A 26,357-nucleotide genomic window follows, 5' to 3' on the forward strand; every position below is an offset into this window, starting at 1 on the left:
CGACCGCCGCGAAGCGTAAAAGCACTTGCATCAGCGACAGAACCTGTCAGTTCCGGCGTACGGAGCGAGTCGTCTCTCTGGCCCCGGAATCGAGTCCGCGGCCGGAATCTGCAGGGACGACGGTTTCACGCCCACCGCGCCTATCTTCACGATGAAACGAGTCGAAAACGCCATGGCCGACCAAAATAGAGGATCAGAACGGACGACGAGCGGGAATCGAATCCGCGAAAACCGAACCGCCGTCGCCGTCGTGGGGACTGCGCTCGCCGTCGTCGTCGCGAGCTGGCTGCTCGATCGCCTCGGCGTGTTCGATCTGACCGACCTTCGGCCGCCGGGGCTCGAGGACCTCCCGCTGTTCGTATTGCTCGGCGGCCTCGTCGTCGTGGTGGTCGCCTGGAGCCTCTGGCGGCTCGGATCGATACTCGAGCTCAGATGACCGCCCGCGAGCGATTCGACGACTCTTTCCGCTCTCCTGACCGTGCCTCGAGTATGTCCCGTCTCGACATCCGACGAGCGACGGGCGCGGACGCCCCCGCCATCGCGCGGCTCTATCGGCAGGCCTACGCGAGCGCCGCTCAACTCGGGTATCCCTCGCGAATGACCGAAATCGACGCCGAAACCGTCGCGGAGTGGCTCGAGCGCGAGGCCGTGACACTGGTCGCGAGCGCCGACGGCGCGGCAGTCGACACCGGCCCCGCGGCAGCCCCCACCAGCTCCAAAGGCTCCACCGACGAAGACGAGTTCGTCGGTACCGTCCGTCTCCTCGAGGAGCGCGACGAACCGTACCTCGAGCGACTGGCGGTCCACCCCGACTGGCAGGGCGAAGGGGTGGCGACGATGCTCGTCGACCGCGTCGAGGAACTCGCTCGCGACCGCGAGTACGACTGCGTCCAGTTGACGACGTTCGACGAACACCCGTTCCTCCTCGAGTGGTACCGCGAACGCGGATACGAGCCGACCGAGCACCACGAATCCTCGCGTCATGACTACGCGTTCGTCTCGATGGAGAAGCCCCTCGAGTGACCGCCGTCAAGTACCTACGACGGAGACGGACGTCCCGTCCGAAAGGAGAGATCGAGCGACGGCGCGGAGTGCGTCAGCGACCCCATCGAGATCACGTCGACGCCCGTCGCCGCGTACGCGGACACAGTCTCGAGGGTGATCCCGCCGCTGGCTTCGGTTAGCACGCGGTCGGCACCTGTACTGTCGCCGTCCCCAACTCGGAACCCGCCGTCCTCGAGCGCCGCCAGTGCCTCCTCGACAGTTTCGGGATCCATGTTGTCGAGCAGGACGATGTCGGCTCCAGACTCGGCGGCCCGAACCGCCTGGGCGGGCGACTCGACCTCCACCTCGATCTTCGTGGCGAAGGAGACGCGATCCTGGAAGTGGGAGACGGCCGCCTCGAGCCCCATCTCGGCGACGTGGTTGTCCTTGACCATGACCATATGCGAGAGGTCGAGACGGTGGGTGTCGCCCCCGCCCGCGACCACGGCGCGCTTCTCGAGCCCCCGGAGACCTGGTGTGGTCTTCCGGGTCGCCGCGATTCGGGTGCGCCCTGACCCCCCGCCCTGGCGAGCCGCCTCGACCGCGCGAGCCGTCCGCGTGGCGATCCCCGAGGCGTGACCGGCGAGGTTGACGGCGACGCGCTCGCCGCGCAACACGTCGCGAGCCCGACCCTCGACGCGGAGAACGACGTCGCCGACGTCGACCTCGGTGCCATCCTCGAGGGCCTCGAACACGTCGACGTCGAGGTACTCGAACACGGCGCACGCGGCCTCGAGGCCAGCGACGGTGCCCGCCTCCTTGGCGACGAGACGACCGGTCGTCTCGCCTGGAACGTCGTTCGTCACGTCGTGGTGCCCGAGGTCCTCGCGGAGCCAGCGGTCGATCTGTAAGTCGGAGATCATACGAGTGTCGTTCGCGGCTGCGCGTTCCTGGCGAATAAATGCGCCCGTTTTCGCCGGATCGGCAGTCGCGTCGACAGACCGGGTCGGGAATCGGTCCACAACCCAGCGTCGACGACCCTGTCGACAACTCGAGAATCCTGACGTTCAGGGTAGGGAAACAGTTACGTCCACTACCACCCAGTCTCTGTCATGATAGACGCACTCCTCGGTTCACTCGCCGCGCTGTTCGAGGAGGTCCCCGCCTGGCAGGCGACCCTCTTGCTCGTCGGGATCTCGTTCGGGGTCGCCGCCCTCCTCGAGGTCGTGATCCTCCGGACGCTCCTGCGCTACACCAGTCGAACGAAGACCCAGTACGACAACATCCTCGTCCAGGAACTTCGGGCGCCAGTCGTGCTGACGGCCGCGCTGGCGGGCGTCTACGTGCTCACGCAGATCCCGTCGGTTACCGAAAACGTCCTGCTCACGACGGCACAACTCGACACGTTCTTCGGGAAGCCGTCGCTGTCGGTCATCGTTGTCGCCTGGGCGTTCGCGTCGAATCGTCTCGTCAACCGGTTCGTCGAGGAGGTCAAGGACAAGGGCTCACGGTTCGACTTCGCGCCGGTCTTCTCGAACGTCTGGACGCTGATCGTGGTCGTCGGCACCATCGGCGTCCTGCTGTCGCTCTGGGAGTACAGCATCTCGCCGCTGCTCGGCGCGGCGGGCGTCGCCGGCATCGCCGTCGGGTTCGCCGCCCGGGACACCGTCGCCAACTTCTTCGGCGGGATCGCGCTGTACTTCGACGACACGTACAAGCTCGGCGACTACATCGAACTCGACTCCGGCGAGGCCGGCACGGTCGTCAAAGTTGGCGTCAGGTCGACGACGCTGATGATGCGCGACGAGGTGCTGATCACGGTACCGAACGCGGCGCTCAACGCCGCGAAGGTCATCAACCAGTCAGCTCCCAACCGTCGGCGGCGGCTCAAAGTCCCGATCGGCGTCGCCTACGGGACGGACATCGACGCGTTCGAGGACCTCGTCTTGGAGCTGGCGGACGAAGAATCACTCGTCCTCGACTCGCCGAAGCCCCGGATGCGATTTCGCTCGTTCGGTGACTCGGCGCTCGAGTACGAACTGCTCTGTTGGGTGGCGTCACCGACTCGCGCCAACAAGGCGCGCCACAAGCTCAATCGAGCGATGTACAAGGCGCTGACCGCGGCGGAGATCGAGATTCCGTTCCCCCAGCGCGACGTCACCGTCCACCAGGCCGCCGTTCCCGTTCCCGACGAGAGCGACGTGCCAGATCCATCGCCGTCGTCTACGAGCGCCACCAGGACGGTCGCTTCGGAACGGTAGGCGCCGGAGGCAGCGTTGCTGTGGGCACGTCGACTACTGCACGGTCGGTACATCGACGACGTGATGACAACCCGCCGACTCGGGATTCTCGCGCGCCGCTCGAGCGATCAGAAGCGCGGTCACGCTCGCGTTCCGGAGTTCGTACAGGTCTCGCGCCGTGCGCGTCCGGACGTAGGCATCGACCTCGCCCTTGAGCCGTCGGAGGACGCCGGCGGCGCGGGCGACGTCCTCGAGATCGCGCTCGAGGCCCAGGTGGTCGTCCATCGTCCGCTGTAGGCGGGCGAACTTCTCGGCGGCGAATCGTGGCGGAAGGTCGGGGTCGCTGTTTCGAAGGGTCAGTGCCTCCACCATTTCGGCGTCGGCGTCGAGCCCCGCCGCGTGCTCGCCCGCACGAAGTCCCCAGACCAGCCCCTCGAGCAGGCTCGTGCTCGCCAGTCGGTTCGCGCCGTGGACCCCCGTCCGGGCGCACTCGCCGACGGCGTAGAGGCGCTCGAGCGTCGCCCGCCCGCGGTCGTCGACGTCGATCCCGCCACAGAGGAAGTGCTCGCAGGGGGCGACCGGGATCTCGTCGCCGTCGACGCCGCGGTCGCGACACTTCTCGGCGAGCGCGGGGAACTCCGTCTCGAACGCGATGGGGTCTACGTCCAGGACGACCTCGCCCGTGGCCTCGCGCTCGGTAGCGACGGCGCGGGCGACGACGTCACGCGGGGCGAGTTCGGCGTCGGGGTGATAGTCGGGCATGAACCGGTCACCGTCGCCGTTTCGCAACAGTGCGCCCTCACCACGGAGGGCTTCCGAGAGGAGGAACGGCTCCCCGCTTCCCGCGTACGCAGTCGGGTGAAACTGCACGTACTCGAGGTCGGCAACGTCGGCCCCCGCGAGGGCGGCCATCGCGATGCCGTCGCCGGTCGCCCCCTCGGGATTCGTCGAGCGGGCGTACAGCGAACCGATACCGCCGGTGGCGAGGACCGTGGTTCCGGCGTAGATCGGGTGGCCGGTGGGGTCGCTGTCGGTGACGACGCCGTGGACCCGCCCCTCGTGAGTGAGCAACTCGAGGGCGGCGGTATCCTCTCGGACCTCGACACGCCCGTGGCCGTCGACGTACTGCAGGAACGGCCGGAGGATGTGCGTTCCCGTCGCGGCGTCGACGTGCAGGATCCGTTCCTCGGAGTGGGCTGCCTCGCGAGCGTAGTCGAACGTGCTGGCACCGTCGCTTCCGCTGGCGCCGTCGTCCGTCGAGTCGAAGTCGATCTCGAGCGTCTCGAGCAGCACGTCCTCGACGGCAGCGTCGGCGTTCTCGACCAGGACGTCGACCGCGTCTGGGTCGGCGGTGCCGTCGCTAGCCGCGAGAATGTCGGCTTTCAGCGACCGGGGATCGCCACGCGTCGTCGAGATGCCGCCCTGGGCCCAGTCGGTGCTGGCGTCGTCGGGTCGGGCGGCCTTGGTCACGAGGCAAACGTCGGTGCCCTCCCGTGCTGCGGCGAGGGCGGCCGCACAGCCCGCGATGCCGCTGCCGACGACGAGGACGTCCGTGGTATCCGGTGTGGCTGGATCGTTTCCCATCGCTCACACCTCGAGCATCCGGTCGAGGGCGACCTTCGCCAAGTCCTTCTCCTCGGGGGCGACCTCGATGACGTTGCGTTCGCGGCCCTCGACGAGTTCCTCGAGGACCCAGGCGAGGTAGTTGGGGTCGATCTGGCGCATGGCGTTACAGTCCATGCAGGCCTCGCCACAGAGCGGGACGACGTTCACCTCCGGGTGCCAGCGCTGGAGGTGGTTCGTCAGGTGGATTTCGGTGCCGATAGCCCAGGTATCGCCGGGGTCGGCGCTCTCGACCGTCCGGCAGATTTCCGCGGTTGAGCCCGCTTTGTCGGCCGCCTCGACGACCTCGCGGCGGCACTCGGGGTGGACAATCACGTTCGCATCCGGATTCTCGTCGCGAACCCGCTCGATGTGCTCGACCCGAAAGCGCTCGTGGACCTGACAGTAACCCTCCCAGCAGATGATATCGCTCTCCGCGACCTCGGCCGGATCCTTCCCCTCAGGGTCCCAGGGGTCCCACTCGGCGATTTGATCTTCCATTCCCAGCTTGTGGGCGGTGTTCTCCCCGAGGTGCTTATCGGGCAAGAAGAGCACCTTGTCGCCGCGCTCGAACGCCCACTCGAAGGCGCGGTGAGCGTTCGAGGAGGTACAGACGAGGCCGCCCTGGTCGGCACAGAACGCCTTCAGGTCGGCGTAGGAGTTCATGTACGTGATCGGCACGATGTCGGCGTCGGGCGCGGCCGCGGTGATCTCCGCCCAGGCGGCGTCGACCTGGAGGGCTTCGGCCATCCCGGCCATCGGGCACGACGCCTCCATGCTCGGCAGAATCACGGTCTGGTCGTCGTCGGTGATGATGTCCGCGCTCTCGGCCATGAAGGTGACGCCGCCAAAGACGACGTACTTCGCGTCGCTCTCGGCGGCCTCGACCGATAGCTGGTAGGAGTCGCCGACGAAATCCGCGTGCTCGACGATCTCTCGACGCTGGTAGTTGTGCCCGAGGACGACCACGTCGTCGCCCAGTTCCTCGAGCGCCGCCTCGATCCGCACCGTTCGCTCGTCGGCTTCGAGGTCGCGATACCTCGGTGGTAATTGCTCGAGGTTGTCGTACTTGAACAGGCTGAGTTCGGTGTCGAGATCCGCCGTATCTAGTGTAACCATAGTCGTCTCTCGTATCTAGATAGAGCTCATACTGCAATATTGAAAATGTTTTTCCTTCAAAGGCGGCGGGTGTAGACCGATGTTTTTGATGGCGTTTGCTGGCATACGCTGGCGTACGCTTGTCCCGACGGCTGGTCGAGCGTCGACCGGACACGGCGGCACTGCGCCTATTTCCCTGGCCCACCAACACCCGCTATGGAACTCGAGGACCACTTCAGGGAGATCACCCGTCGCGACTGGGAGCAGGAGTCGGTCGACGGGACGGTCAGGATCGCCATCATCGGCGTGGGAGGGTTCGCGCGAAACCGGGCCCTCCCGGGAATCGAAGCCGGCGAGTACTGCGAGACGACCGTCCTGGTGACGAGTTCGCCGGAGTCGGTGGCGGCGGAATCGATCGCCGCCGACGTCGACCACTGTATCGACTACGACAACTTCAAGTCGGGGGACTACGCCGACGCCTACGACGCCGTCTACGTCTCGACGCCCAACGCGCTCCACGGCGAGTACGCCGTCGCGGCCGCCGAGCAGGGCGCCCACGTCATCTGCGAGAAACCGCTCGAGACGAGCGTCGAGCGCGCCCAGGCGGTCGTCGACGCCTGCGAGGACGCCGGCGTGACGCTCATGACCGCCTACCGCCACCAGACGGAACCGATCGTTCGCCGGGCCCGAGAGGTCGTCGCCAACGAGGTGATCGGCGACGTCGTCCAGATTCACGCCAGTTTCTCACACCCGCTGCTCGAGGAGACCGAGCCCGATACCTGGCGCCTCGACCCGGACCTGGCCGGCGGCGGCGCGCTCGTCGACCTGGGTATCTATCCGCTGAACTGCATCCGGTTTCTGCTCGAGTGCGAACCCGTCTGCGTCTACGCGAACACGTACACCGAGCCCCCGTTCGAGCCCGTCGACCGGGACGTGGCCTTCCAGCTCGAGTTGCAGACTGGCGCGACGGCCTCCTGTACCGCCAGCTACGACGCCCACGCGGGCAGCCAATTGAAACTGGTCGGCACGGACGGATCGGTCCTGGTTTCTTCGCCGTTCGGCGGCGTCGTCCCTCACGAGATTCGCGTCGAGTACGACGACGTGTGCATGGAGTACACCGGCGAACCCACCGACGAGGTTCGCGAGGAGTTCGACTACTTCGGCTACTGCGTGCTCACCGAGACGACGCCCGAACCCGACGGCCAGGACGGCGTGGCCGACCTCGCGGTGGTCGAGGCGGCCTACGAGTCCGTGGACGAGCGGTGTGAGGTTCCGGTCGACGTCGATCGCTCGTGAGGCCATCGCTCGGTCGTGAAGTCCGTCGTTCGATCGTGAGTTCGTCACTCGAGCGCACGTGCGAGTGTGAGTGTGACTGTGAGCGCGAGCACAGGCGAAACCGGGCCATTCTCGCGTCGACGTCCAGGTTCGAACCGTCGAATGAAACCGGCACGAACTGCCGACGGTCCGCAGTCAGCGGTTTCGAAGTCGCGTGAGTACCCCACCTGCCCCGCTGGCCTCGGCCGATCCGTCCTCGGCTGACTCGACGCTCGAGCCTTCTTCGGCTAACTCGGCACCCGAGCCTTCTTCCTCGCTCTCGACGGAAGACTCGTCGGTGCGACCGGGGAGCCGACGTCGAAGCCGAGTTCGCGGACCGCCGGTGAGTCGTCCGATCCAGGATCGCGGGCCGCCGACCCGTCGCAGGAGGAGGTTCGGCGCGAAGAGCGCAGCGAGTCCGCAGACGAACACGAAGCCGCCGAACAGGTATCGCCCGTTAGTGACGAAGAGAGCGCCGGCGACGAACATCGGCCCCGCCAGCGAGAGGCCGAGGCCGACCTGCAGCATCCACAGGATGCCCGGGTTTTTCATCGGTTGGACGTTCGAGTCGAAGGTCCTTGATCCTCTCGGCCCGTCGTCGAGGACGTCGGAGGAACTACAACGAATCGCCTCCAACGACGAACCGTCCACATCGACGAACCGCTCACAACGCCGAACCGTCCACAGGAAGTGCCAGGCGTTCGTCGAACCTCGGCATCCAACCGACACGTTATCGTCTCCATGCCCTCGAGCCACTCACCCACGCCGACGCCGGTCGAGCGTTACTACGACGCCCTCGACCGCCACGAGTACGACGCCCTCGAGTCGATCCTGAGCCACTCGTTCGTCCAAGAGCGGCCCGACCGTCGGTTCGAGGGACGGGACGCCTTCGTTCGGTTCATGCGCGAGGAGCGACCGAGCCCTGACACCGCCCACGTCATCGACGACAGTACCGGCGACGGGAACACCGTCGTGGTCGAGGGACGCGTGCTCGAGGACGGGGGCGACGGCGACGCGCTGTTCACGTTCGTCGACACGTTCACGATCGAGAACGGGTCGATCGTCCACCTCGAGACGCGGCTTCGGTGACGGCACGCTCGGCTACTCGTCGAATCCGTCTCGCTCGCCCCTCGAGGCACTCATGCTGGGTACCCACTCCGAGGCGCTCACTCCGAACCGCTCACTCGTAGCTCGGCACGCGCGCCGACCGTTCCGACCCCGCCACGAACGGGAGCGCCGTCACGGTCGCTCCCACTTCGTCGCCGTCCACTCGAACCGAGAGGTGGGGGTCCGCGAGATCATACTCGACCAGTGCGAGCGCGATCGGCTCCTCGAGCACGGGGCTGACCGCGGCGCGGGTGATCTCGCCGACGGTGGCGTCGCCGTCGAAGACGGTCGCGCCGGGGGTCGGCAGGGCGTCGGTCGCCGATTCGGGCTCAAGCCCGGAATCGACGTCGGACTCGAGAACCACTCCGATCAACTTGCGGCTCGGCTGTCCCCGGTTCTCGACCCGCGAGACGACCTCCTGGCCGACGTAACACCCCTTCTTGAAGTCGAGCGCCAGGTCCAGTCCGAGTACGTTCGGAATCGTCCCCTCGAGTTCCGACTCGAATATGGGGGTGCCGGCCTCGAGCGTGAGGGTGTCCCAGGTCCGGTAGCCGAACGGGGCCGCGTTGAGTCCCTGGATCGAGAGCACCTCGTAGACGTCAGGTGCGACGTCGACGCCGCAGACGACCTCGTAGCTCTCCTCGCCCGTGAGGTCGTCGGTTCGCACGACGCTAACCCCGGCGTCGCCCATCGAGCCCCGGACGAACGTGAATCGGTCCTCGGGGGCGGCGGCCCCGTTGAGCACGCTCGCGATCTTCTCGGTCGCATTCGGGCCGTGAACTCCGAAGATGGCGAACTCGTCGGTCGCGTCTCGGATCTCGACGTCCTGGATGAACACCTTCTCGGACCAGTCGGCCGCGATGTCCGCGGCGTGGCCGGGTGGCGTAACGAGCAGCAGGCGCTCGCCCGCGTTGTAGACGTAGAGGTCGGACTCGATCCGGCCCTGGGGATCGAGCAACAGGGCGTAGCACCCTTCGCCGTCGGCGCCCGGGACCCGGTTCGAGACGATGTTGTCGACGTACTCGAGGCGGTCGTCGCCCTCGACGACGATCACGTCGGAGGCGGTCTCGATCAGCCCGACGCCGTTTCTGACGGCGCGGTGGGCGCGTTCGGGTCGCCCGTAGTGGTCGACGACCTGGCGCCCGCCGCGCTCGGTGAACGTCGCGCCGTGGTCTTCGTGGATCGACTCGATGACGCTCGCGTGCATACCGGTATCTGGTGGCGAGCCCCTACGGCCGTTTCGGTCTCGGGCGCGCTCGAGGGGCGAACGGTCGGTGCTAGCACGGCACGAAAAGTTTCAACAGGCTAGCCTCGAGATACCAGCGAGATGGTCGAGAGAGACGCCGTTCGCCGGAGCTACGACGAGCTGGCCCCGGTTTACGCGGCACAGCGATCGGACGACGGCCCCGGAACGAGAGTCCTCGAGCGCTTTCTGGGCTCGCTCGAGGACCCCGAACGCGTTCTCGACGCGGGGTGTGGCCAGGGGACCCCAGTGCTGTCGCGGCTGACCGAGACGACGACCGCGGTCGGGCTCGACTTCTCGCGCGAGCAGTTGAGACTGGCGACGGCGAACGCGCCAGAAGCCGGGCACATACAGGGCGACATGACGACGCTCCCGTTCGAAAACGCGTCGTTCGACGCAGCCGTCGCCTACTGGTCGCTGATCCACGTCCCGCTCGACGAGCACCAGGCGGTGATCGACGACTTCGCACGCGTCCTCCGTCCAGGCGGGTGGCTCCTCCTGTGTGAGGGGACGAACGCCTGGACTGGCGAGAACCCGGACTGGCTCGAGAGCGGCGTCGAGATGGCCTGGGAGATTGCGGGTGCGGAGGCGACGTGGGGTCAGTTGCAGGAGGCGGGGTTCGATGTGCTCGAGGAGTGGAGTGTGCCGGAAGAGTTCGCAGACGACGACAGCGACGGAGATGGAGAAGTCGGAGAGGACGACAGTGAAAGTGACGGAGAGGACGAGGACGACCACCCGTGGACGTTCTTCGTCGCTCGACTCGAGCGGAACTGAGCCGTCGGGTCGTCCGTCCCCGCTCTCCGGAAACTGCGATCAGCTCGACTCGAGCCCCGCGTCGTGGACCACGTTCCCGTCGACGAGCGTCGTCGCGACGTCGATCTCGTCGATCCGTTCTGGCTGATCCCACGGCGATGCCTCGAGTACCACCACGTCCGCTTTTTTTCCCACCTCGAGCGTCCCCAGTCGGTCCTCATCGAACCCGGCGTAGGCCGCGCCCGCGGTGTACGCCCGGAGTGCGGCGGTCACCGAGAGCCGCTGGGCTTCGACCGACGCGTTCACCGCGTGGTGAACCCCCAGCAGCGGGTCGAGAGGCATGCAGTCCGAACCGAACGCCAGCGGAACGCCCGCCTCGAGCATCGACCGGTAGCGGTTCGTCTGCCCGCGGCGCTCGACGCCCAGGCGCTGGTCGTAGAGGCCGCCGTCGCCCGCCCACTGGAGGAAGTTCGGCTGGACGGAGGCGACGATGCCCGCCTCGGCCATCCGCTCGAGGTGGTCGTCGGTGGTGAGTTCGACGTGCTCGACCCGGTGGCGGGCCGACCCGCCGTTGGCGGTCGATTCGAACGCCGAAATCGTCTCTTCGATCGCTTCGTCGCCGATGGCGTGGACGGTGAGCTGGTAGTCGCCCTCAGCAGTGGCTTTCGTGGCGATTTCCTGGAGTTCGTCGGGGTCGACTACCCACTGGCCGCGGCCCTCTACAGGGCCGTCGCCGTCGCTCGCGCCGTCCGGAAGATCCGCGTACGGCTCGAACAACTTCGCCGTCCGGCCGCCGAAGCTCCCGTCGGTGAACGACTTGACGCCGCCGACCTGGACGAACTCGCTTCCGCCGTTCGTTGTGAGACCGGCGTCCAGGAGGCTCTCGAGGTGGTCGCTCCAGTAATCCAGTCGGACCCGGCAGGACAACTCGCCCGCGGCCTCGAGGTCCCGGTAGACCCGCGGGGCGTGGGACTGGCGAACCTTGTCGTGAACGCCGGTCACGCCCAGCGCGTTCGCGTGTTCGAGGGCAGCGGTGACGAGGTCCCGCGTCTCCGCGTAGTCGGGTTCGATGGCGTCCCAGACGGCCTCGGTCGCTTCCTCGACCACGACGCCGGTCGGCTCGCCGCCCTCGGTTTCGACGTCGGCGGCGGGCATCGACCCGGCCAGGCGCTCGAGCGCGACCGAGTTCAGCGAGGCGGTGTGCATGTCGACGCGCATCGCGACGACGGGGCGATCCTCACTGACGGCGTCCAGGTCCGATGCGGAGAGGTACCGGTTCTCGGGCCACGCGCTCTCGTCGTAGCCGAATCCGAGGAGCCACTCGCGGTCGCTCGCGTCGTCAGCGTGGGTCGCGAGTGCGTCGAGGGCGCCCTCGAGCGTCTCGGCGGCGGAGAGGTCGGCGTGGACCAGGTACTGCCCCAGGTTCTCCACGTGCGTGTGCGCGTCGATGAATCCGGGGAACACTGGGCGGCCCTCGCAGTCGATCACGTCAGTTTCGACGCCCTCGAGGAAGCGAACCTCGTACTCGCGGCCGACGCGGACGATCTCGCCGTCGCGGATCGCCAGCGCCTCCGCCGGATCGGGTTCGGGTGCGTCGGGGTCGGTCCCGTCCACGTCCGCCAGCGAGTAGACGCGGGCGTCGACGAGCACCGTGTCGGCAGCTTCAGTCATACTCGAGTGCGCGTACGGAGAGGGCAAAACGGTTGGGAAAGCGGCCGCCTGGCCATCTATGGACGAGCACGCATTCGCCGTGCTCGGGCCCGAACTCGAGTCCTCGCCACCCACCGAGATTACTATAGAACGTATAGTAATCGCTCGAGCGCTCGGACGTGCGCTCCCAGGCTTTCGACGTCCCTGCCGAGAATCAGCAACCCTTAGCACCCGCCGCCTCGATTCCCCGCACATGACCGACGCCGAGACCCTCGCCGAGCGCGTCCGGACGGGCGAGTTGCGACTGCACGAACTCGAGGACCACGCCGACCACGACACCGCGGCCGCGGCCCGTCGCCGGTTGCTCGAGGCCGAAACCGACGCCGACCTCGAGACGATCGGTGACTACGCCTTCGACGCCGAGGTGGCCGAATCGGCCATCGAGAACATGATCGGCGCGGCCCAAGTGCCGATGGGCGTCGCCGGGCCGGTAACCGTCGACGGTGGCGCCGCGAGCGGGCAGTACCGCCTGCCGCTGGCGACGACCGAGGGCGCGCTCCTGGCGTCCGTGAATAGGGGACTCTCGGTGATCGAGTCGGCCGGCGGCGCGAACGCCCGCGTGACGAAGAACGGCATGACCCGTGCCCCCGTGTTTCGCGTCGAGGGCGTCGTCGAGGCCGCCGAGACCGTCGAGTGGGTCGGCGAGAACCTCGAGGCCCTGCGCGAGGCCGCCGAGTCCACGACGAGTCACGGCGAGTTGCTCGACGTCGAGCCCTACGTCGTCGGCGACTCCGTCTACCTGCGCTTCGCCTACGACACCAAGGACGCGATGGGGATGAACATGGTGACGATCGCGACGGACGAAGCGTGTTCGGTCGTCGAGGCGGAGACGCCCGCCTCCCTCGTGGCCGTCTCCGGGAACCTCTGTTCGGACAAGAAGCCCGCGGCGATCAACGCCGTCGAGGGTCGCGGCCGCTCGGTTACGGCCGACGTCGTGATCCCCGGCGAGATCGTCGAAGAACGCCTGCACACTACCGCCGACGCCATCGCGGAGGCCAACACCCGAAAGAACCTGATCGGGAGCGCCAAGGCGGGCAGTCTGGGGTTCAACGCCCACGCGGCCAACGTCGTCGGCGCGGCCTTCCTCGCGACCGGCCAGGACGAGGCCCAGGTCGTCGAGGGGGCGAACGCGATCACGACGATGGACGCCCGCCCGAACGAAGAGGGCGCGGCCGACCTCTACGCCTCCGTCTCGCTCGCCTCCCTCGAGGTCGGCACCGTCGGCGGCGGCACGAAACTCCCCACCCAGTCCGAGGCACTCGACGTGCTGGGCCTGCGCGGGGGCGGCGACCCCGCCGGGTCCAACGCCGACGCGCTCGCCGAGGTCATCGCCGTTGGGGCGCTCGCGGGCGAACTCTCCCTGCTCGCGGCGCTGGCCTCGAGACACCTCGCGAGCGCGCACGCGGATCTGGGTCGATAGCACGGCGAGTCCGACGGCACGGGTCCGAACATCACGTTCCTGCTCGAGCGAATCGCGTACACCGTTCGGACCACCGTTTATCCCGGCGGCGTCCCAAGCGTCGCGTAGATGGTTTCGATCGGCGGCCCCGCACCACGGTTTCGCGCGACGATCGGCACGAACGAGGCCGAACCCCTCGACCTCGAGCAACGGCTGGGCGACGGCCCGACCGTCCTCGTGTTCTTCCCGGGCGTGTTCACTTCGACCTGTACCCGAGAGATGGTCGCCTTTCAGGAGCGCCTCGACTCGTTCGAGGACGCCGGAGCGACGATCTTCGGCATCAGCGCGGACTCGCCGTTCTCGCTCGCGGTCTTCCGGGAGGAACTCGGCCTCGAGTTCGACCTGCTCAGCGACATGCGCCGGGAAGCGATCGAGGCGTACGACCTCGAGATGGACATTCCCGACCTCGGTCTCTACGGGATCCCCAGACGCGCGGTCTTCGTGCTCGACGCTGACGGCGTCGTCACCGACGAGTGGGTAGCCGAAGATTCGGGCACCGAACCCGATTACGACGCGGTGTTGTCGGCGGTAAAGGCCGTCTGACGCGTCGTTTCCGTGCGCCACTGGCTGTCCGAGCGACCGGGGTCGGTAACGGCGTCGATTCTGACCGAGCGGTCGGAATCGATAACAGAATCGGTCCGCCCGAGGGTGTACGCTCGAGACCTACTCGCTCTCGTCGGCGCGAGCGCGTTCGACCCACTCGGGCGGTTCAACCGCGGTATCCCCGGATCGTAGTTCGTATTCGATCTCGTACTCGACGGCATCCTCGCGATTCCGGAGGTACGCGAGCGACGACCCGGCGAACGTCCTCTCGAAGGCGATGTCGATTCGCGTCACGCCTCCGGCCTCCGAGTCGACGACCAGTTCCCCGGATGCCCCCGTGATGCGGTAGTCCCGGCTCGAGTCGATCCAACCGCCCCGGGGCTCGTAGACGCCACCGTCGCCGTCGTCGACGCGTTCGTAGGCGGGGAACTGCGAGGTGTCGGCGACCACGCCGTTCCACTCGGTGAGGAACGTCTCGACCGCTCGGTTCGGGTCCTCGGCGCGGATAATCGCGACGGTGAGGCCGTCGGCTTTCTCCTGACTGACGACCTCGCCGCCGACGACTTGTTCGAACTCGTCGATCCGCGTCTCGTCGGCCGCCTCGAGTCTCGCGTACACCACGCCGTCTTCCTCGTACAGTTCCCTGACGTAACCGTCGTCCGAGCGGGCCCGGAAATACGCGGTTCCGTCGGCGGCGACCGCACCCTCGTAGTCGACGTACGTCTCGCCGTCGAGCAGGATCGTCCCAGACGCCTCGTAGGCTTCCGGGTCGGCGGGGGCGAACGGCGTCTCGTGATCCGTCGGCGAGACCGGGTGGAGCGCTAGCGCCGTCAGGGTGCCGACGACGAGCAGAACGCCGACGGCGATCCCGACCGCCAGCGTCCGTCGGTTCATCGCACCCCGTCAGTCTCATCGCCGACGGTCGCGTCGTAGTCCGTGAGGTCGATGGCAATTACCGGCCCCGTGCTGACAACGCCCGTCTCGTCGCTCACGCCGTACTCGTCGTATATATCCGACTGAAAGTCGTCGTAGCCCGTCTGATCTTCCCCTTCGAGAACGCCGAGAATCGAGTCGGCGTTGTTGAGCGCGCGGATGAGGTTCTTCTGGGTCATCGTCTCGGCCGCCCGCATCGCGGCCCACCGGGTCGGCGCCGTCGCGAGCGAGTACGACGCCTGCATCCCTTCCTCGAAGATCATCCACGCCTCGTTGTACACCTGCTCGTACCGCTCGGCGGCGTCGGTGTCGTATATGTAGCGGTACTCCGATTGCGCCGTCACCTCGCGGCCGAGTTCCGTCCCGGTCATGTCCACGGTCAGCTCCGACCGGCCGACGCTCGAGTACGCGGACGCCACGTAGTCGTCCATCCCGGACGGCGCGGCGACGACGACCTCGGTCCGGGTGTATCCGCTGTCGTAGGCGAACGAACCCGACTCGTCGTAGACGTGGACGTCGGAATCCGTGAACCCGATTTCGTAACTCTCGGGAAGATCCTCGGTCCGCACGTCGTGGGTGTACTGGACGACGACCACCGGCTCGAGTTGCATGTGATACAGCTCCGAGTCGACGACGTCGTCGGGGAGCCAACTCGGGTCGGAGTCGAAGATCCACCACCAGTCGTGTCGCCACCGATCGGACGGGATGTCGTCGTTGGCGGGTGCGACGGCGTACCCTTCGCCCTGCGCCCGGTCGATGACCGCCGAGGTGACCGGATCCTCCGACTCGAGGTCGGCTTCAGTCGGGAGGAAGTAGCCGATTTTGATGACCTCCCTGGTCACCGGCTCGCCGGTGCCGGGGTGGAACACCGCGTCGTCGACCTGGGCCGTGATCTCCTTCGTGCCGTTGTCTCCTTCGGTGACGAGCCACTCGACGTCGACGACGTCGGAATCGAGCCGTCCGTCTCCCGCGGAGTCCTGCGCGTCGGGGTCGAGCCCGAGCGACGATCCGAGCATGTCCGGTCCACCGACCGGCATCGCGAGGTCCATCTCCTCGACGGCGTCCGGTATGCCGTCCTCGTCGGTGTCGACGAGCGAGAACCGCTCGTCCTGTACGCGGTCGAAGACCTCCGGCAGGTCCGCCGAGTCGGCGACGTGATAGTACTCTCCGCCGGTTACGTCGGCTATTGTCGTCAGTTCGTTCGCGTCGACTCCCGAGCCGACGCCGATCGTGTTAATCGTGATTCCCTCGGCGGCGGCGGCTTCGGCGACGGAAACGGGGTTCGGACCGGCGTTCGTGTGTCCGTCCGCCAGGAGGACGATCTCCTGCTCGTCTGCGTCGCCGTTTGCGACCAGTTCGTCGATCGCCGCCTGCAAGCCGGCGCCGGTGTTGGTCGACCCGCCGGCAGTGAGTCGATCGATGCTCGCGTTCACGGCGTCGTAATCCGTCGTGAGCGGCTGCTCGAGTTCGCCGGTGGACGAGAAACTCGCGACGGCGACCTCGTCCTCCTCGTAGAGCCCGCCGACGAACCGCTTCGACGCCGCCTTCGCGTTGTCGATTCGGGCGCCGCCCATGCTGCCGCTGACGTCGAGCACGAACGCGAGATCGATCGACTCGACCGTCCCGCCCCCGTCCGTCACGTCCTCGTCGTCGAGCGTCGTCGTGGTCGAGAACGCGTCGTCCCAGTTGTCGACCCAGAACACCGAGAAGTACGAGAACGAATCGACCTCAGCGGTCGCCGTGCCGTTCTCGGCGTCGATTTCGGTCTCGACGCGGTGCCAGGGATCGTCGTCGTGTTGGTCCCACTTGTAGATCGCCAGTTCGCCGTCGGCTGGGTCGACGCCCTCGGCGAGCGGAATCTCGACGGTTGCGTTGTCGAAGTTCGTGTGGTTGCGCACGTGGACGAACGACCCGGCGTGGAACGATCGGTTCATCTCGGGCGGGACGGCGTCTACCTCGACATCGCTTTCGACGAGGCCTTCGCCGGTGACGTGGACGGTCACTCCGCTCTCGGGATCTGTCGGTCGAACCGTGTAGGTTTCGTCCGCAAACCCTGGCGCCGCCACGGTGATCGTTTCGGAGACCGTCTCCCCGTTGGCCTCGTCGGTGGCGACGACCGTCACGTTGGCCCGCGTCCGCTCGAGGACGAGACGCGTTTCGAAAGTTTCGACCGCGCCGGGAGCGGCCGACCCGTCGACGCCGACCGTTTCGTGGTGGGCTCCGTCGATGTACACGTCGACTGCGCTGACGTTCGCCGCCGGTGCGCTGATTTCGCCGCTGATGGGGTACGTAATCGCGTCCGCACCGGGTTCGTGTTGGCTGGCCGCGACGGAGAGTGAAAGTCCGGCCTCGTCGTGGACGGTTTCGATCGCCGTCTGCGCGTGCACCCAGGCCCGTTCGTACTGCTCGATCGCGCTGCGGCGATCCTGCAGGCTGACGTCGGTTCCCGACGTCCGCTCGTCCCCCCGCTCGAGGGCTCGGTACGCGTTCTCGAGGTGGCGCTCGACCTTCTCTCGCTGTCCTGGCGTCTCGACGTCGTCGCCGAATCGATCGAGTACGTACTCCGCGTCCTCGACCGCTCGCTGTGTCGCTCCCCGGTCCGCAGCGACGAGCGCGACGCCGACCTCGTCAGCAGCGTCGGCGTCGACGCGCCGCAACGACCGTAACGCGGCACGATCCCGGTCGAACGCGTCGGCGGAATCGACGCGCGACCAGCCGACGTGAGCGGACAGCGAGTCGTTGACGTCTTCGAACGCGGACTCGAGTTCGCGTTCCGCTTTTCGGTCGGCGGGATCGATCTCTTGCAGCCTCGAGACGGCCCAGACCCGCTGCTCGAGCGGCGTCAACGTCTCGAGATCGTCGACGGTCGCGTTCTCGATGTACGCCGGGATGGGGAGGTCGTCCGCCGGTTCGGCGCGACCGCTCTCTACTTGAGCGGGATGAGCAATCCCGTCTAACGACGGTGAGCCGTCCAGAACCCCCGCTTTCGAAGCGGAGAGACTTGATTCGTGCGTCGGCGCGGACGTCGGTGCGCTCGCAAGCACGGGCAGTGCGATTAGCGAACAGGTCACCAGCACCGCGAACAGCACTGCGACCCCTCGAGAGAGGTACATATTTGCTCTGGTAGAAGTGCCAACCAGAACGTATTAAGAATTTTGGTAGTTATCCATAAAATCAAAATCCAGTTCTATTACCTCTCGGCCGTGGAATCGAGTTTAAACGCCCGCGATGCGTTTCTAGGGCCTCGCTTCGGGACCGTCGCGCTCACCGATAAGCCTCGAACTCCTCGCCGAACACGACGAAGTAGCCCGTCCCGACGAGGCCGATGACGGTCGCGATGGTAAAGGCGAGGACCGGATCGCCGGCCAGGATCGTCTCCCCCGTCAGGGGATTCGACAGCCCCGCCCAGAGGAATCCCCCGAGGGCGGCGCTGGGGATGACGATCACGTTCCGCAGGAGGTAGTACGCGCCCGTGACTCGCCCCCCGGCACCCATCTCGGCGGGGCCGACGATCAGCGCCTTGTGGGCCGGCAGACCCGCGAATCGGAGGCCCGAGAACGCGAACAGGACCGCGAGGACCCCCGCTGTGGAGAGTGCACCGACCCCGCCCTCAGGCACCGAGATCAGCATGATCGGGAACACCGCGTAGACGAGGAAGCCGAGCGCGACGACCGGTTTGAGTCCTACGTGCTCGGCGGCTTTCGCGGCTGGAATCATCACCAGCAGGGCGACGGCCATCTCGAGGCTCAGGAGGAGACCGAAGTACGCCTGTGGGGAGAGCGAGTCGCCGACCCCGGGTACCGACGTCGGGAGCGCGAGGCCCACCGCGAGAAAGTCGGTGACCACGAGGACGAAGAAGACGTAGACCATCCCGTTGGCGAACCGAACGAGGGTGTCCCCGACCAGCAGCGGCCGCAGCGGGTCGGGGAGATTCCGGAGGTCCGCGAGGAGCTGAGAGACGCCCTCGAACTCCTTGCCGAAGGAGTCGTCGCTCGAGTCGTACAGCCGATGCTGGACGAAGGTGCCGAAGACGCCGAAGGCGACGGCCACGACGAGGATCAGCTGGAAGGCGAAGACCACCTCGTCGCTCGCGCTGGTGAAGGGGGCGAAGACGAGGGCGGCGATCAGGGGGCCGACGAGGAACGCCGTCCGACGAAAGCTCTCGGTACTGGCGAACCCCGCCGCCAGCTGTGAGGGCGGGACGGCCTGCTTGACGATGGCGTAGGTGGCGCCGAGGCCGAAGGACTTCCATGCCTGGGCGAGGATCAGCCCGAGGAAGATAGCGACGATTGCGAGGTTGGTGGGGCCGATTGCGACGTCGGCGAGGAAGGGCGCCGCGAGCCAAATCCCGAACCCGATGGTGGCGAGAAAGCCGAACGCGGTGAGGGCGTACCGGGAGCCGATGCGGTCCGAAATCGCGCCGCCGGGGTAGGGGTAGACGGCGCTGATTACGTTCCCAGCGGTTCCGAAGAGTCCGACGGCGACGCCCGTCGCCCCCAGCGCGACTATGTACTCGGCCATGTAGCGACTCGTCATCTGGAAGCTGAGGCTGAACGCGAACATAGCGAGCGAGAGGACGATCACGTCCCGCTCGAGCGCGAAGAACTGGCGCCAGGCGTCGAGCGGGTCGGCCGCATCCGTCTGGGAGTCCTCGAGGCTCATACGGTCCCGGTTCTGGCTCTACCGACAAGGACATTTCCGTCCCGACGAGCCGAACGCCGCGCACCCGAGACGTCACGCCGTCTCCTGCCCGCACCGAAAGACCGAACCAGTAAAGGCAGGCGGGCGCTTCCTCGGGCACATGACGACGACGCTCGGGACGGCGAGCGCGTCACCCGGCGAGATCGACACGGGCCGACTCGAGGTCGGCGAAACCCGAGACGGCAGCCCGTTCGGCCTCCCGGTCGCCGTGATCAACGGCGCCGAACCGGGGAAGACGCTCTACGTGCAGGCAGCCAGCGACGGCGACGAGTTGAACGGCGTCGGCGTGCTCAGCCGCGCCGTTCCACGGATCGACCCCACCGAACTGTCGGGAACCATCCTGGTCGTGGGACTCGTCAACTACCACGCCTTCCAGGTGGCCGAGCACCGCAACCCGATCGACGACACGAAGATGAACCGGACCTACCCCGGCAACGAGTCGGGCACCTCGAGCGAGCGCATCGCCCACGCCACATTCCAGATCGCCCGCGAGGCCGACCTCATCGTGGACCTCCACCAGGGGTCGACCAGCCGCATGATCGACGAGGTGCGGGTCCGCTGTGGCCACCGCCACCGCCTCCATGAGTCGTGTCTCGAACTCGCGCGCGTGTTCGCCCTCGAGTGCGGGCACATTCTCGATCAGAAGGGTCCCGAGGGACAACTCGCCCGCGCGGCGCCGAACGAGGGCATCCCGACGATCGATCCCGAACTCGGCGGAGCCGTCGGCTGGGACGAGGGGAGCATCGAGAAGGGCGTCGCAGGACTGTTCAACGTCCTCCGGTACTACGGGTTCCTCGAGGACGAGGGCGAACTCGTCGACCAGACGCGAGCGACCGGGTTCGACCAGTACGGCTCGCCGGTCGGCGGTCTCGTCCGCTTCGAGCCGTCTCTGGGCGAGCGCGTCGCGGCCGGCGACACTCTCTTCGAGGTGACGACGCCCTTCGGTGAGTCGAAGGCGACCGTGACCGCCGACAGCGACGGCATCTTCTGGCGGAGTCGGCGCCTCCCGCAGGTCGCGACCGGCGAGTACGTCTGCTCGGTCGGGACCGACCTCGAGGTGATCTGACGTGGCTAGCGACCTCGTCTGTCCCGACTGCGGGGCCGAATACGCCGCCGGCCCGGACGAGCCCTGGCGCTGTACCTGCGGGCACGGCCTCGAGTTCGCGGCTCGTCCCCACCCCGAGGGGAACCCGCTGCCGCTCTCCCAACTCGACACCTCGGAGGGGCTGTGGACGTTCTTCGAGTTCCTCCCCATCGAGAAGCACGTCACGTTCCACGAGGGGTTCACCCCGCTCGTCGACGCCCCCGAGTGGGACGCCCAGTTCAAACTCGAGTACGTCTTTCCCACGGGCTCGTTCAAGGATCGCGGCGCGACGACGACCCTCTCACGGGCGGTCGAACTCGGCGTCGAGAAGGTCGTCGAGGACTCCTCGGGCAACGCCGGGGCGGCCATCGCGACATACGCGGCGAAAGCCGGACTCGAGGCCGACATCTACGTTCCGGCGGACGTCAAGCAGTCGAAGCTGATGGCGATCCAGCGCGTCGACGCGCGCCCCGTCCGCGTCGAAGGGAGTCGCGAGGACGTGACGGCGGCCTGCCTCGACGCCGTCGAGCGCGGCGAGGGGTGGTACGCCTCCCACGCCTGGAATCCGGCGTTCTACGCGGGGACGATGACCTTCGCGTTCGAAATCGCCGCTCAGCGCGGGTGGACCGTCCCGGACGCGCTCGTGCTTCCGATCGGTCACGGGACGCTCTTCCTGGGCGCCTACCGGGGGTTCAAGCTGCTCAACGACGCCGGAATCGTCGAGTCGATGCCACGCCTGCTCGGAGCCCAGGCGGCGGGCTACGCGCCCATCGTCGCCGCCCTCGGCGGCGATACCACCGGCGAGGACGGGGAACGAACCGACATCGCCGACGGCATCCAGATCGCCGAACCCGCCCGCGGCACCCAGATCCTCGAAGCCATCGAGGCGACCGACGGCGACGCCATCGCGCTGGGGAGCAACGTCCTCGAAACGACCCTCGACCGACTCCACCGGAACGGCTACTACGTCGAGCCGACGTGCGCGGCGGCCCCGGCGGCCCTCCGCCGGTATCGTGAGGCGGGCGTCCTGGACGATGACGACGACGTGGTCGTCCCGCTCACGGGGAGTGGGCTGAAGACGATGTAGGTCTGGGTACCTGGGCCCCGGGCGTCTGGGTGCCCGAGTACCTAGACCCGATGATCAGCGACCGTCGACGAGTCAGACAACGTCACGCTCGATCGTTCCCACGACGTGAGAACCGGCGCGAGAGCCAGTATCGAGCGACTCCTGAGGAACGGAGATAGACATGGGGAATAACTGTTGGCCGATCGATGGGGAATCGCCGACGCTCGCGGTCGTACAGGCCGTCGCAACCGCCGCGGGCCGTCAGCCGGAGGATCTCGAGCCGCTGTACGACTTCGTCGACGGCGATGCCCTGAACGGGGTTCTCGAGGGCGGTGACGACGTTCGCGTCCGCTTCGAGTTCGCGGGTTTCGACGTCGACGTCACGCCAGAGGAGGTGTGCCTGACCGAGCGGGCATAACCTTGAGGCCCTCGCAAGCGACGATACCACTTTGAGGGTGCCCCTCGAGTGTCCACGTGATGACGGATTCAGACGAGGCCCGCGTTCCGGTGGAGTGTTCCGCGTGCGAGACGCGAACCCGCGTGCCGCTGTCGGAACTCGCCGAATCGATCGAGCGTCACAACGAGACCGTTCACAACGGCGAGCCGATCGCGGAGGTCGATCCGGACCTCAAGGCGCAACTGGCCGACCTCGTTGTCGAGGACCTGGGGTTGCTCGAGGACGAGGGATGATTGGCAACGGCGACTGCCAGTCCGTGCCGTGGCAGGTCCGTCCCGAAATGGTTTTGATCCCCTCACCCGGACACTCGGTATGCCGACGGAACCGGACACCCAATACGACTCCTCGCTGGGGAGCAAGTTTATTTTCGTCACCGGCGGGGTCATGTCAGGCCTCGGGAAGGGGATCACGGCCGCGAGTACCGGCCGACTCCTGAAGAACGCGGGCTTCGACGTCACCGCCGTCAAGATCGACCCGTACCTGAACGTCGACGCCGGGACGATGAACCCCTACCAGCACGGGGAAGTGTACGTCCTCAAAGACGGCGGCGAGGTCGACCTCGACCTCGGGAACTACGAACGCTTCCTCGGGATCGACATGCACTCCGACCACAACGTCACGACGGGCAAGACCTACAAGCACGTGATCGAGAAGGAGCGCGCGGGCGACTACCTCGGGAAGACGGTCCAGATCATCCCACACATCACCGACGACATCAAGCGGCGCATCCGCGAGGCCGCCGAGGGCACCGACGTCTGCATCGTCGAGGTCGGCGGCACTGTCGGCGACATCGAGGGCATGCCCTACCTCGAGGCCCTGCGGCAGTTCGCCCACGAGGAACCCGAGGAGAACGTCCTGTTCGTCCACGTGACCCTGGTTCCATACTCGAAGAACGGCGAGCAAAAGACCAAGCCGACCCAGCACTCGGTGAAAGAGGTCCGGTCGATCGGCCTCCAGCCGGACGTGATCGTCGGCCGATCGGACGACAAACTCGAGCCCAGTACCAAAGAGAAGATCGCCCTGTTCTGTGACATTCCCACCGAGGCCGTCTTCTCGAACCCCGACGTCGAGGATGTCTACCACGTCCCGCTGGTCGTCGAGGAGGAGGGTCTCGACGAGTACGTCCTCGAGCACTTCGACCTCGCCGACGAGGCGCTTCCACCGGGCGAGCGCACTCGCGAGTGGCGCGAGGTCGTTACTACCGAGAAGACCGAGTCGGTCGACATCGCGCTGGTCGGCAAGTACGACCTCGAGGACGCCTACATGTCGATCCACGAGTCGCTGAAACACGCCGGGTTCGAACTCGGCGCCAAGGTCAACGTCGAGTGGGTGTTCGCCGACGACCTCGCCGACGGCCACGACGGCCAACTCGAAGGCGTCGACGGCGTCATCGTCCCCGGCGGGTTCGGCATGCGCGGCACCGAGGGCAAGATCGAGGCGATCCGCTACGCCCGCGAGCACGACGTACCCTTCCTCGGGCTCTGTCTGGGCTTCCAGATGGCCGTCGTCGAGTACGCCCGCCACGTCCTCGGCCTCGAGGGCGCCCACTCGACGGAGATGGAGGCGGAGACACCACACCCTGTCATCGACATCCTGCCCGAGCAGTACGAGGTCGAGAACATGGGCGGGACGATGCGTCTGGGCGAACACACGACCGTCATCGAACCCGAGACGCTCGCCTACGACCTCTACCAGGACACCTCGTGTCAGGAGCGCCACCGCCACCGCTACGAGGTCAACCCCGAGTACTTCGAGGCGTTCGCGGACGAGCCCCTGACGTTCTCGGGGACGGCGGGTAACCGAATGGAGATCCTCGAACTCGAGGGCCACCCGTTCTTCCTGGGCACCCAGTACCACCCCGAGTACAGTTCCCGACCGGGCGATCCGAGTCCGCCGTTCGTGGGGCTGGTCGAGAGCGTACTCGAGGCGGGTCGGACGGACGGCGGAGACGTACCGAGCGGTGCAGGCGACGCGGACGAAACCGAGGTGACCCACTGATGGTCGACACCGACACCTTCGTTCCCGAAGCAGTCGCGGAGATCGAAGACGAAATCGGCGATTCGAACGCCGTCATCGCCCTCTCTGGCGGCGTCGACTCCTCGGTGGCCGCCGCACTGGCCTACGAGGCCATCGGCGACCGACTCACGCCGGTCTACGTCGACACCGGCCTGATGCGCAAGGGCGAGACCGGCCAGATCCGCGAGACCTTCTCGTTCATGGAGAGTCTCGAGATCGTCGACGCGAAAGACCGGTTCCTCGAGGCGCTCACCGGCGTCACCGATCCGGAGGAGAAACGCAAAATTATCGGCGAGCAGTTCATCCGCGAGTTCGAGCGCGAGGCCCTCGAGGCCGACGCCGACTACCTCGTCCAGGGGACGATCTACCCAGACCGGATCGAGAGCGAGGGTGGGATCAAGTCCCACCACAACGTCGGCGGCCTCCCCGAAGTCGTCGACTTCGACGGCATCGTCGAACCGGTGCGCGACCTCTACAAGGACGAGGTACGCGAGGTCGCCCGCCACCTCAACCTCGACGAACTGGTGGCTGAGCGGATGCCCTTCCCCGGTCCGGGACTCGCCGTGCGCGTTATCGGCGAAGTCACCGAGGAGAAACTCGAGGTCGCCCGCGACGCCTGTCACGTCGTCGAGGAAGAACTCGAAGAGTACGATCCCTGGCAGGCGCTCGCCGCGGTCATCGGCAAGGCGACGGGCGTCAAGGGCGACAACCGCGTCCACGGCTGGGTGGTTTCCGTGCGATCGGTCGAGTCCCGCGACGGCATGACCGCCCGCGCACAGGAACTCGACTGGGAGACCCTCCAGCGCATTCAGTCGCGGATCACCGGGCAAAACGAGAACGTCGCGCGCGTCGTCTACGACGTGACGCACAAGCCGCCGGCGACGATCGAGTACGAGTAGCGGGGATTGCGGTCAGTTTTTCGGGGTTGATTCGAGCAACTCGCGTGCCTCCGCCGGATCCGTTCGGAGGACGACGTCGCCGTTTCGATCATCGTACTCGACGAGGAGTTCCTCCTCGAGTCGCGGCAGGTGATCGTGGTGGAGCATCGTCTCGAGTCGCTCGACCTCGCGTTCCGAGAGCGTCTCGTCGTCCGAAAGCATCGCTACCAGTTCCTCTCGGGTCGCTATCTCGCGGTCGACGAGCAACGACATCACACGTCGTCGGACGGGATGGCCCAGAACGCCGCTCGATTGAACCAGATACACGAGAGCGTCGTCGAGAAGCCCGGCAAACGCGAGGGCCGCCTCGGCGAGAATCAGTGTGGCCATGAATGTGGTCGAGCGATTGCGCACAAAAGATTTCTCGTGGTTCGAGCGGAGAGTCCAGGCAGCTGTCTTTCCGAGTCCGAGCCGATTCTTCGCTCGAGTCGTTAGATGCGCACCTCGAGCGGACGTTCGTCCGTCGTTCGCCTCTTGTTCGCCCCTACTCGCCTCCTACGATCGATCGTCCGACTCGATCACCGATTCGTACAGTTCGAGACGCCACGTCGGGACGACGAGTTCCTCCGTTTGATTGTAGACGAGCAGTCCGTACTCCTCGAGCAACGGGAGGTGCGTCCGACGCAGGGAGACGTGGACGCGCTGGCGAAGCTGGTGAATCGTCGTCTCGACGGTCGGCTCGTGTTCGTCGTCGGCGAGCCAGCCGATCAGGGTGTGGACGTCGAGTGCCGTCCCCGCGTCGAGCAGGTGCTCGAGGAGCGTCCGGCGACGGTCCGACGACAGCACACGAGTGACTTCGGTACGAGCGAGAGTGTCGCGATTACCAGCGCCAGGGTGCGTAGCGGCGGTCGTGCCACGACCGCTCGGGTTCGCCGTCTTGGTCGGGACGCGGAACGTCATGGGTGATAACCACTCACTCGAGTAGGAGGTATAAAGCGGCGTAGTCGTTTCGTGGTTCGTCACCGATCGCAACTCGGTCGAATCGTTTAGGCGGCGGTAAAACGATATTACTCGCTGCAAGGGCCCGTCTGGGGGATCGTTGCCACGCGTGAAAATCGACGCGCCAATCGCAAATTCGGGTTGAATTCGCCTCGAGTATCACGAACGCT

The 26,357-nt window shown here is 66.7% G+C and carries 25 protein-coding genes; 14 read left to right on the plus strand and 11 right to left on the minus strand.

Going from position 1 to position 26,357, the window contains the following annotated elements:
• Nucleotides 1-151: 151 nt before the first annotated feature.
• Together ACFQO4_RS11215 and ACFQO4_RS11220 are read left to right on the plus strand one after the other, a co-directional pair.
• Complete coding sequence (locus ACFQO4_RS11215) at nucleotides 152-436, plus strand: hypothetical protein (protein WP_500260989.1); 285 nt, start codon at nucleotides 152-154, stop codon at nucleotides 434-436.
• A gap of 53 nt (nucleotides 437-489) precedes the next feature.
• Nucleotides 490-1,023 (plus strand): GNAT family N-acetyltransferase, encoded by a 534-nt coding sequence (locus ACFQO4_RS11220; protein WP_500260990.1) that lies wholly within the window; start codon nucleotides 490-492, stop codon nucleotides 1,021-1,023.
• Nucleotides 1,024-1,037: 14 nt separating this feature from the next.
• Here the strand turns inward: ACFQO4_RS11220 and nadC are convergent, their stop codons facing one another.
• Entirely contained in the window at nucleotides 1,038-1,907 is an 870-nt protein-coding gene (gene nadC, locus ACFQO4_RS11225; protein WP_500260991.1) for a carboxylating nicotinate-nucleotide diphosphorylase, read from the minus strand.
• A 189-nt stretch (nucleotides 1,908-2,096) separates the two neighbouring features.
• Between nadC and ACFQO4_RS11230 the strand changes: the two genes are divergently transcribed.
• Complete coding sequence (locus ACFQO4_RS11230; RefSeq protein WP_500260992.1) at nucleotides 2,097-3,245, plus strand: mechanosensitive ion channel family protein; 1,149 nt, start codon at nucleotides 2,097-2,099, stop codon at nucleotides 3,243-3,245.
• Between the two features lie 33 nt (nucleotides 3,246-3,278).
• Here ACFQO4_RS11230 and ACFQO4_RS11235 read toward each other — a convergent pair whose 3' ends face one another.
• Together ACFQO4_RS11235 and nadA are read right to left on the minus strand one after the other, a co-directional pair.
• Nucleotides 3,279-4,808: an L-aspartate oxidase gene (locus ACFQO4_RS11235; RefSeq protein ID WP_500260993.1), complete on the minus strand. Its 1,530-nt coding sequence runs from the start codon at nucleotides 4,806-4,808 to the stop codon at nucleotides 3,279-3,281.
• A gap of 3 nt (nucleotides 4,809-4,811) precedes the next feature.
• A complete protein-coding gene (gene nadA, locus ACFQO4_RS11240) occupies nucleotides 4,812-5,945 on the minus strand; it encodes a quinolinate synthase NadA (RefSeq protein ID WP_500260994.1) in 1,134 nt (377 codons plus the stop codon).
• 195 nt (nucleotides 5,946-6,140) lie between these two features.
• Here nadA and gfo6 point away from each other — a divergent pair, with 195 nt between their 5' ends.
• Nucleotides 6,141-7,220 (plus strand): D-xylose 1-dehydrogenase Gfo6, encoded by a 1,080-nt coding sequence (gene gfo6 / locus ACFQO4_RS11245; protein ID WP_500260995.1) that lies wholly within the window; start codon nucleotides 6,141-6,143, stop codon nucleotides 7,218-7,220.
• A 174-nt stretch (nucleotides 7,221-7,394) separates the two neighbouring features.
• On the opposite strand, the gene ACFQO4_RS11250 is transcribed toward gfo6, so the two are convergent.
• Nucleotides 7,395-7,790, minus strand: coding sequence for a hypothetical protein (locus ACFQO4_RS11250; RefSeq protein ID WP_500260996.1), 396 nt, complete (start codon nucleotides 7,788-7,790; stop codon nucleotides 7,395-7,397).
• A gap of 189 nt (nucleotides 7,791-7,979) precedes the next feature.
• Between ACFQO4_RS11250 and ACFQO4_RS11255 the strand changes: the two genes are divergently transcribed.
• Complete coding sequence (locus ACFQO4_RS11255; protein WP_500260997.1) at nucleotides 7,980-8,327, plus strand: nuclear transport factor 2 family protein; 348 nt, start codon at nucleotides 7,980-7,982, stop codon at nucleotides 8,325-8,327.
• A gap of 91 nt (nucleotides 8,328-8,418) precedes the next feature.
• Here ACFQO4_RS11255 and ygfZ read toward each other — a convergent pair whose 3' ends face one another.
• Nucleotides 8,419-9,552 (minus strand): CAF17-like 4Fe-4S cluster assembly/insertion protein YgfZ, encoded by a 1,134-nt coding sequence (gene ygfZ, locus ACFQO4_RS11260; protein WP_500260998.1) that lies wholly within the window; start codon nucleotides 9,550-9,552, stop codon nucleotides 8,419-8,421.
• A 120-nt stretch (nucleotides 9,553-9,672) separates the two neighbouring features.
• Here ygfZ and ACFQO4_RS11265 point away from each other — a divergent pair, with 120 nt between their 5' ends.
• Nucleotides 9,673-10,362: a class I SAM-dependent methyltransferase gene (locus tag ACFQO4_RS11265; protein ID WP_500260999.1), complete on the plus strand. Its 690-nt coding sequence runs from the start codon at nucleotides 9,673-9,675 to the stop codon at nucleotides 10,360-10,362.
• Nucleotides 10,363-10,401: 39 nt separating this feature from the next.
• Here the strand turns inward: ACFQO4_RS11265 and ACFQO4_RS11270 are convergent, their stop codons facing one another.
• Nucleotides 10,402-12,012, minus strand: a complete 1,611-nt coding sequence (locus ACFQO4_RS11270) for an amidohydrolase (RefSeq protein ID WP_500261000.1) — start codon at nucleotides 12,010-12,012, stop codon at nucleotides 10,402-10,404.
• 232 nt (nucleotides 12,013-12,244) lie between these two features.
• Between ACFQO4_RS11270 and hmgA the strand changes: the two genes are divergently transcribed.
• Nucleotides 12,245-13,471: a hydroxymethylglutaryl-CoA reductase (NADPH) gene (gene hmgA / locus ACFQO4_RS11275; RefSeq protein ID WP_500261001.1), complete on the plus strand. Its 1,227-nt coding sequence runs from the start codon at nucleotides 12,245-12,247 to the stop codon at nucleotides 13,469-13,471.
• 108 nt (nucleotides 13,472-13,579) lie between these two features.
• On the plus strand, nucleotides 13,580-14,053 hold the full coding sequence (locus ACFQO4_RS11280; protein WP_500261002.1) for a redoxin domain-containing protein: 474 nt from the start codon (nucleotides 13,580-13,582) through the stop codon (nucleotides 14,051-14,053).
• A gap of 120 nt (nucleotides 14,054-14,173) precedes the next feature.
• Here ACFQO4_RS11280 and ACFQO4_RS11285 read toward each other — a convergent pair whose 3' ends face one another.
• From ACFQO4_RS11285 to ACFQO4_RS11295, 3 genes are all read right to left on the minus strand, one after another.
• Nucleotides 14,174-14,947: a hypothetical protein gene (locus ACFQO4_RS11285; RefSeq protein ID WP_500261003.1), complete on the minus strand. Its 774-nt coding sequence runs from the start codon at nucleotides 14,945-14,947 to the stop codon at nucleotides 14,174-14,176.
• On the minus strand, nucleotides 14,944-18,099 hold the full coding sequence (locus ACFQO4_RS11290; protein WP_500261004.1) for a vWA domain-containing protein: 3,156 nt from the start codon (nucleotides 18,097-18,099) through the stop codon (nucleotides 14,944-14,946). Before ACFQO4_RS11290 ends, ACFQO4_RS11285 begins: the two co-directional genes overlap by 4 nt.
• A 151-nt stretch (nucleotides 18,100-18,250) precedes the next feature.
• Nucleotides 18,251-19,648: an MFS transporter gene (locus ACFQO4_RS11295; RefSeq protein WP_500261005.1), complete on the minus strand. Its 1,398-nt coding sequence runs from the start codon at nucleotides 19,646-19,648 to the stop codon at nucleotides 18,251-18,253.
• Nucleotides 19,649-19,787: 139 nt separating this feature from the next.
• On the opposite strand from ACFQO4_RS11295, the gene ACFQO4_RS11300 reads away from it, so the two are divergent.
• The 6 genes from ACFQO4_RS11300 to guaA all read left to right on the plus strand — a co-directional run bounded on the left by ACFQO4_RS11300 (nucleotide 19,788) and on the right by guaA (nucleotide 25,209).
• A complete protein-coding gene (locus ACFQO4_RS11300; protein WP_500261006.1) occupies nucleotides 19,788-20,753 on the plus strand; it encodes a succinylglutamate desuccinylase/aspartoacylase family protein in 966 nt (321 codons plus the stop codon).
• 1 nt (nucleotide 20,754) lies between these two features.
• Nucleotides 20,755-21,858: a pyridoxal-phosphate dependent enzyme gene (locus ACFQO4_RS11305; protein WP_500261007.1), complete on the plus strand. Its 1,104-nt coding sequence runs from the start codon at nucleotides 20,755-20,757 to the stop codon at nucleotides 21,856-21,858.
• 160 nt (nucleotides 21,859-22,018) lie between these two features.
• Nucleotides 22,019-22,255, plus strand: coding sequence for a HalOD1 output domain-containing protein (locus ACFQO4_RS11310; RefSeq protein ID WP_500261008.1), 237 nt, complete (start codon nucleotides 22,019-22,021; stop codon nucleotides 22,253-22,255).
• Nucleotides 22,256-22,314: 59 nt separating this feature from the next.
• Entirely contained in the window at nucleotides 22,315-22,527 is a 213-nt protein-coding gene (locus ACFQO4_RS11315) for a DUF8149 family protein (RefSeq protein WP_500261009.1), read from the plus strand.
• A gap of 79 nt (nucleotides 22,528-22,606) precedes the next feature.
• On the plus strand, nucleotides 22,607-24,292 hold the full coding sequence (gene pyrG, locus ACFQO4_RS11320) for a glutamine hydrolyzing CTP synthase (protein ID WP_500261010.1): 1,686 nt from the start codon (nucleotides 22,607-22,609) through the stop codon (nucleotides 24,290-24,292).
• Nucleotides 24,292-25,209 (plus strand): glutamine-hydrolyzing GMP synthase, encoded by a 918-nt coding sequence (gene guaA / locus ACFQO4_RS11325; RefSeq protein WP_500261011.1) that lies wholly within the window; start codon nucleotides 24,292-24,294, stop codon nucleotides 25,207-25,209. The genes pyrG and guaA overlap by 1 nt, the downstream gene beginning before the upstream one ends.
• Nucleotides 25,210-25,221: 12 nt before the next feature.
• Here guaA and ACFQO4_RS11330 read toward each other — a convergent pair whose 3' ends face one another.
• Together ACFQO4_RS11330 and ACFQO4_RS11335 are read right to left on the minus strand one after the other, a co-directional pair.
• Complete coding sequence (locus tag ACFQO4_RS11330) at nucleotides 25,222-25,578, minus strand: DUF7344 domain-containing protein (RefSeq protein ID WP_500261012.1); 357 nt, start codon at nucleotides 25,576-25,578, stop codon at nucleotides 25,222-25,224.
• Between the two features lie 165 nt (nucleotides 25,579-25,743).
• The gene (locus ACFQO4_RS11335; protein ID WP_500261013.1) at nucleotides 25,744-26,148 is read right to left on the minus strand and encodes a DUF7344 domain-containing protein; all 405 of its coding nucleotides are present in this window, start codon (nucleotides 26,146-26,148) and stop codon (nucleotides 25,744-25,746) included.
• Nucleotides 26,149-26,357: the final 209 nt, after the last annotated feature.

It is taken from the genome of Saliphagus sp. GCM10025334 (assembly GCF_042663485.1).
Taxonomy (GTDB): domain Archaea; phylum Halobacteriota; class Halobacteria; order Halobacteriales; family Natrialbaceae; genus Natronosalvus.

Bases quoted from the DNA above. Each gene is read 5' to 3' on its own strand.
- ACFQO4_RS11255 (WP_500260997.1), top strand. From the start codon at position 7,980: ATGCCCTCGAGCCACTCACCCACGCCGACGCCGGTCGAGCGTTACTAC.
- ygfZ (WP_500260998.1), bottom strand. From the start codon at position 9,552: ATGCACGCGAGCGTCATCGAGTCGATCCACGAAGACCACGGCGCGACG.
- ACFQO4_RS11265 (WP_500260999.1), top strand. From the start codon at position 9,673: ATGGTCGAGAGAGACGCCGTTCGCCGGAGCTACGACGAGCTGGCCCCG.
- ACFQO4_RS11330 (WP_500261012.1), bottom strand. From the start codon at position 25,578: ATGGCCACACTGATTCTCGCCGAGGCGGCCCTCGCGTTTGCCGGGCTT.
- guaA (WP_500261011.1), top strand. From the start codon at position 24,292: ATGGTCGACACCGACACCTTCGTTCCCGAAGCAGTCGCGGAGATCGAA.
- ACFQO4_RS11215 (WP_500260989.1), top strand. From the start codon at position 152: ATGAAACGAGTCGAAAACGCCATGGCCGACCAAAATAGAGGATCAGAA.
- ACFQO4_RS11295 (WP_500261005.1), bottom strand. From the start codon at position 19,648: ATGAGCCTCGAGGACTCCCAGACGGATGCGGCCGACCCGCTCGACGCC.
- nadC (WP_500260991.1), bottom strand. From the start codon at position 1,907: ATGATCTCCGACTTACAGATCGACCGCTGGCTCCGCGAGGACCTCGGG.
- nadA (WP_500260994.1), bottom strand. From the start codon at position 5,945: ATGGTTACACTAGATACGGCGGATCTCGACACCGAACTCAGCCTGTTC.
- ACFQO4_RS11315 (WP_500261009.1), top strand. From the start codon at position 22,315: ATGACGGATTCAGACGAGGCCCGCGTTCCGGTGGAGTGTTCCGCGTGC.
- gfo6 (WP_500260995.1), top strand. From the start codon at position 6,141: ATGGAACTCGAGGACCACTTCAGGGAGATCACCCGTCGCGACTGGGAG.
- ACFQO4_RS11335 (WP_500261013.1), bottom strand. From the start codon at position 26,148: ATGACGTTCCGCGTCCCGACCAAGACGGCGAACCCGAGCGGTCGTGGC.
- ACFQO4_RS11250 (WP_500260996.1), bottom strand. From the start codon at position 7,790: ATGAAAAACCCGGGCATCCTGTGGATGCTGCAGGTCGGCCTCGGCCTC.
- hmgA (WP_500261001.1), top strand. From the start codon at position 12,245: ATGACCGACGCCGAGACCCTCGCCGAGCGCGTCCGGACGGGCGAGTTG.
- ACFQO4_RS11285 (WP_500261003.1), bottom strand. From the start codon at position 14,947: ATGAACCGACGGACGCTGGCGGTCGGGATCGCCGTCGGCGTTCTGCTC.
- ACFQO4_RS11235 (WP_500260993.1), bottom strand. From the start codon at position 4,808: ATGGGAAACGATCCAGCCACACCGGATACCACGGACGTCCTCGTCGTC.
- ACFQO4_RS11300 (WP_500261006.1), top strand. From the start codon at position 19,788: ATGACGACGACGCTCGGGACGGCGAGCGCGTCACCCGGCGAGATCGAC.
- ACFQO4_RS11310 (WP_500261008.1), top strand. From the start codon at position 22,019: ATGGGGAATAACTGTTGGCCGATCGATGGGGAATCGCCGACGCTCGCG.
- ACFQO4_RS11230 (WP_500260992.1), top strand. From the start codon at position 2,097: ATGATAGACGCACTCCTCGGTTCACTCGCCGCGCTGTTCGAGGAGGTC.
- ACFQO4_RS11270 (WP_500261000.1), bottom strand. From the start codon at position 12,012: ATGACTGAAGCTGCCGACACGGTGCTCGTCGACGCCCGCGTCTACTCG.
- ACFQO4_RS11220 (WP_500260990.1), top strand. From the start codon at position 490: ATGTCCCGTCTCGACATCCGACGAGCGACGGGCGCGGACGCCCCCGCC.
- pyrG (WP_500261010.1), top strand. From the start codon at position 22,607: ATGCCGACGGAACCGGACACCCAATACGACTCCTCGCTGGGGAGCAAG.
- ACFQO4_RS11290 (WP_500261004.1), bottom strand. From the start codon at position 18,099: ATGTACCTCTCTCGAGGGGTCGCAGTGCTGTTCGCGGTGCTGGTGACC.
- ACFQO4_RS11280 (WP_500261002.1), top strand. From the start codon at position 13,580: ATGGTTTCGATCGGCGGCCCCGCACCACGGTTTCGCGCGACGATCGGC.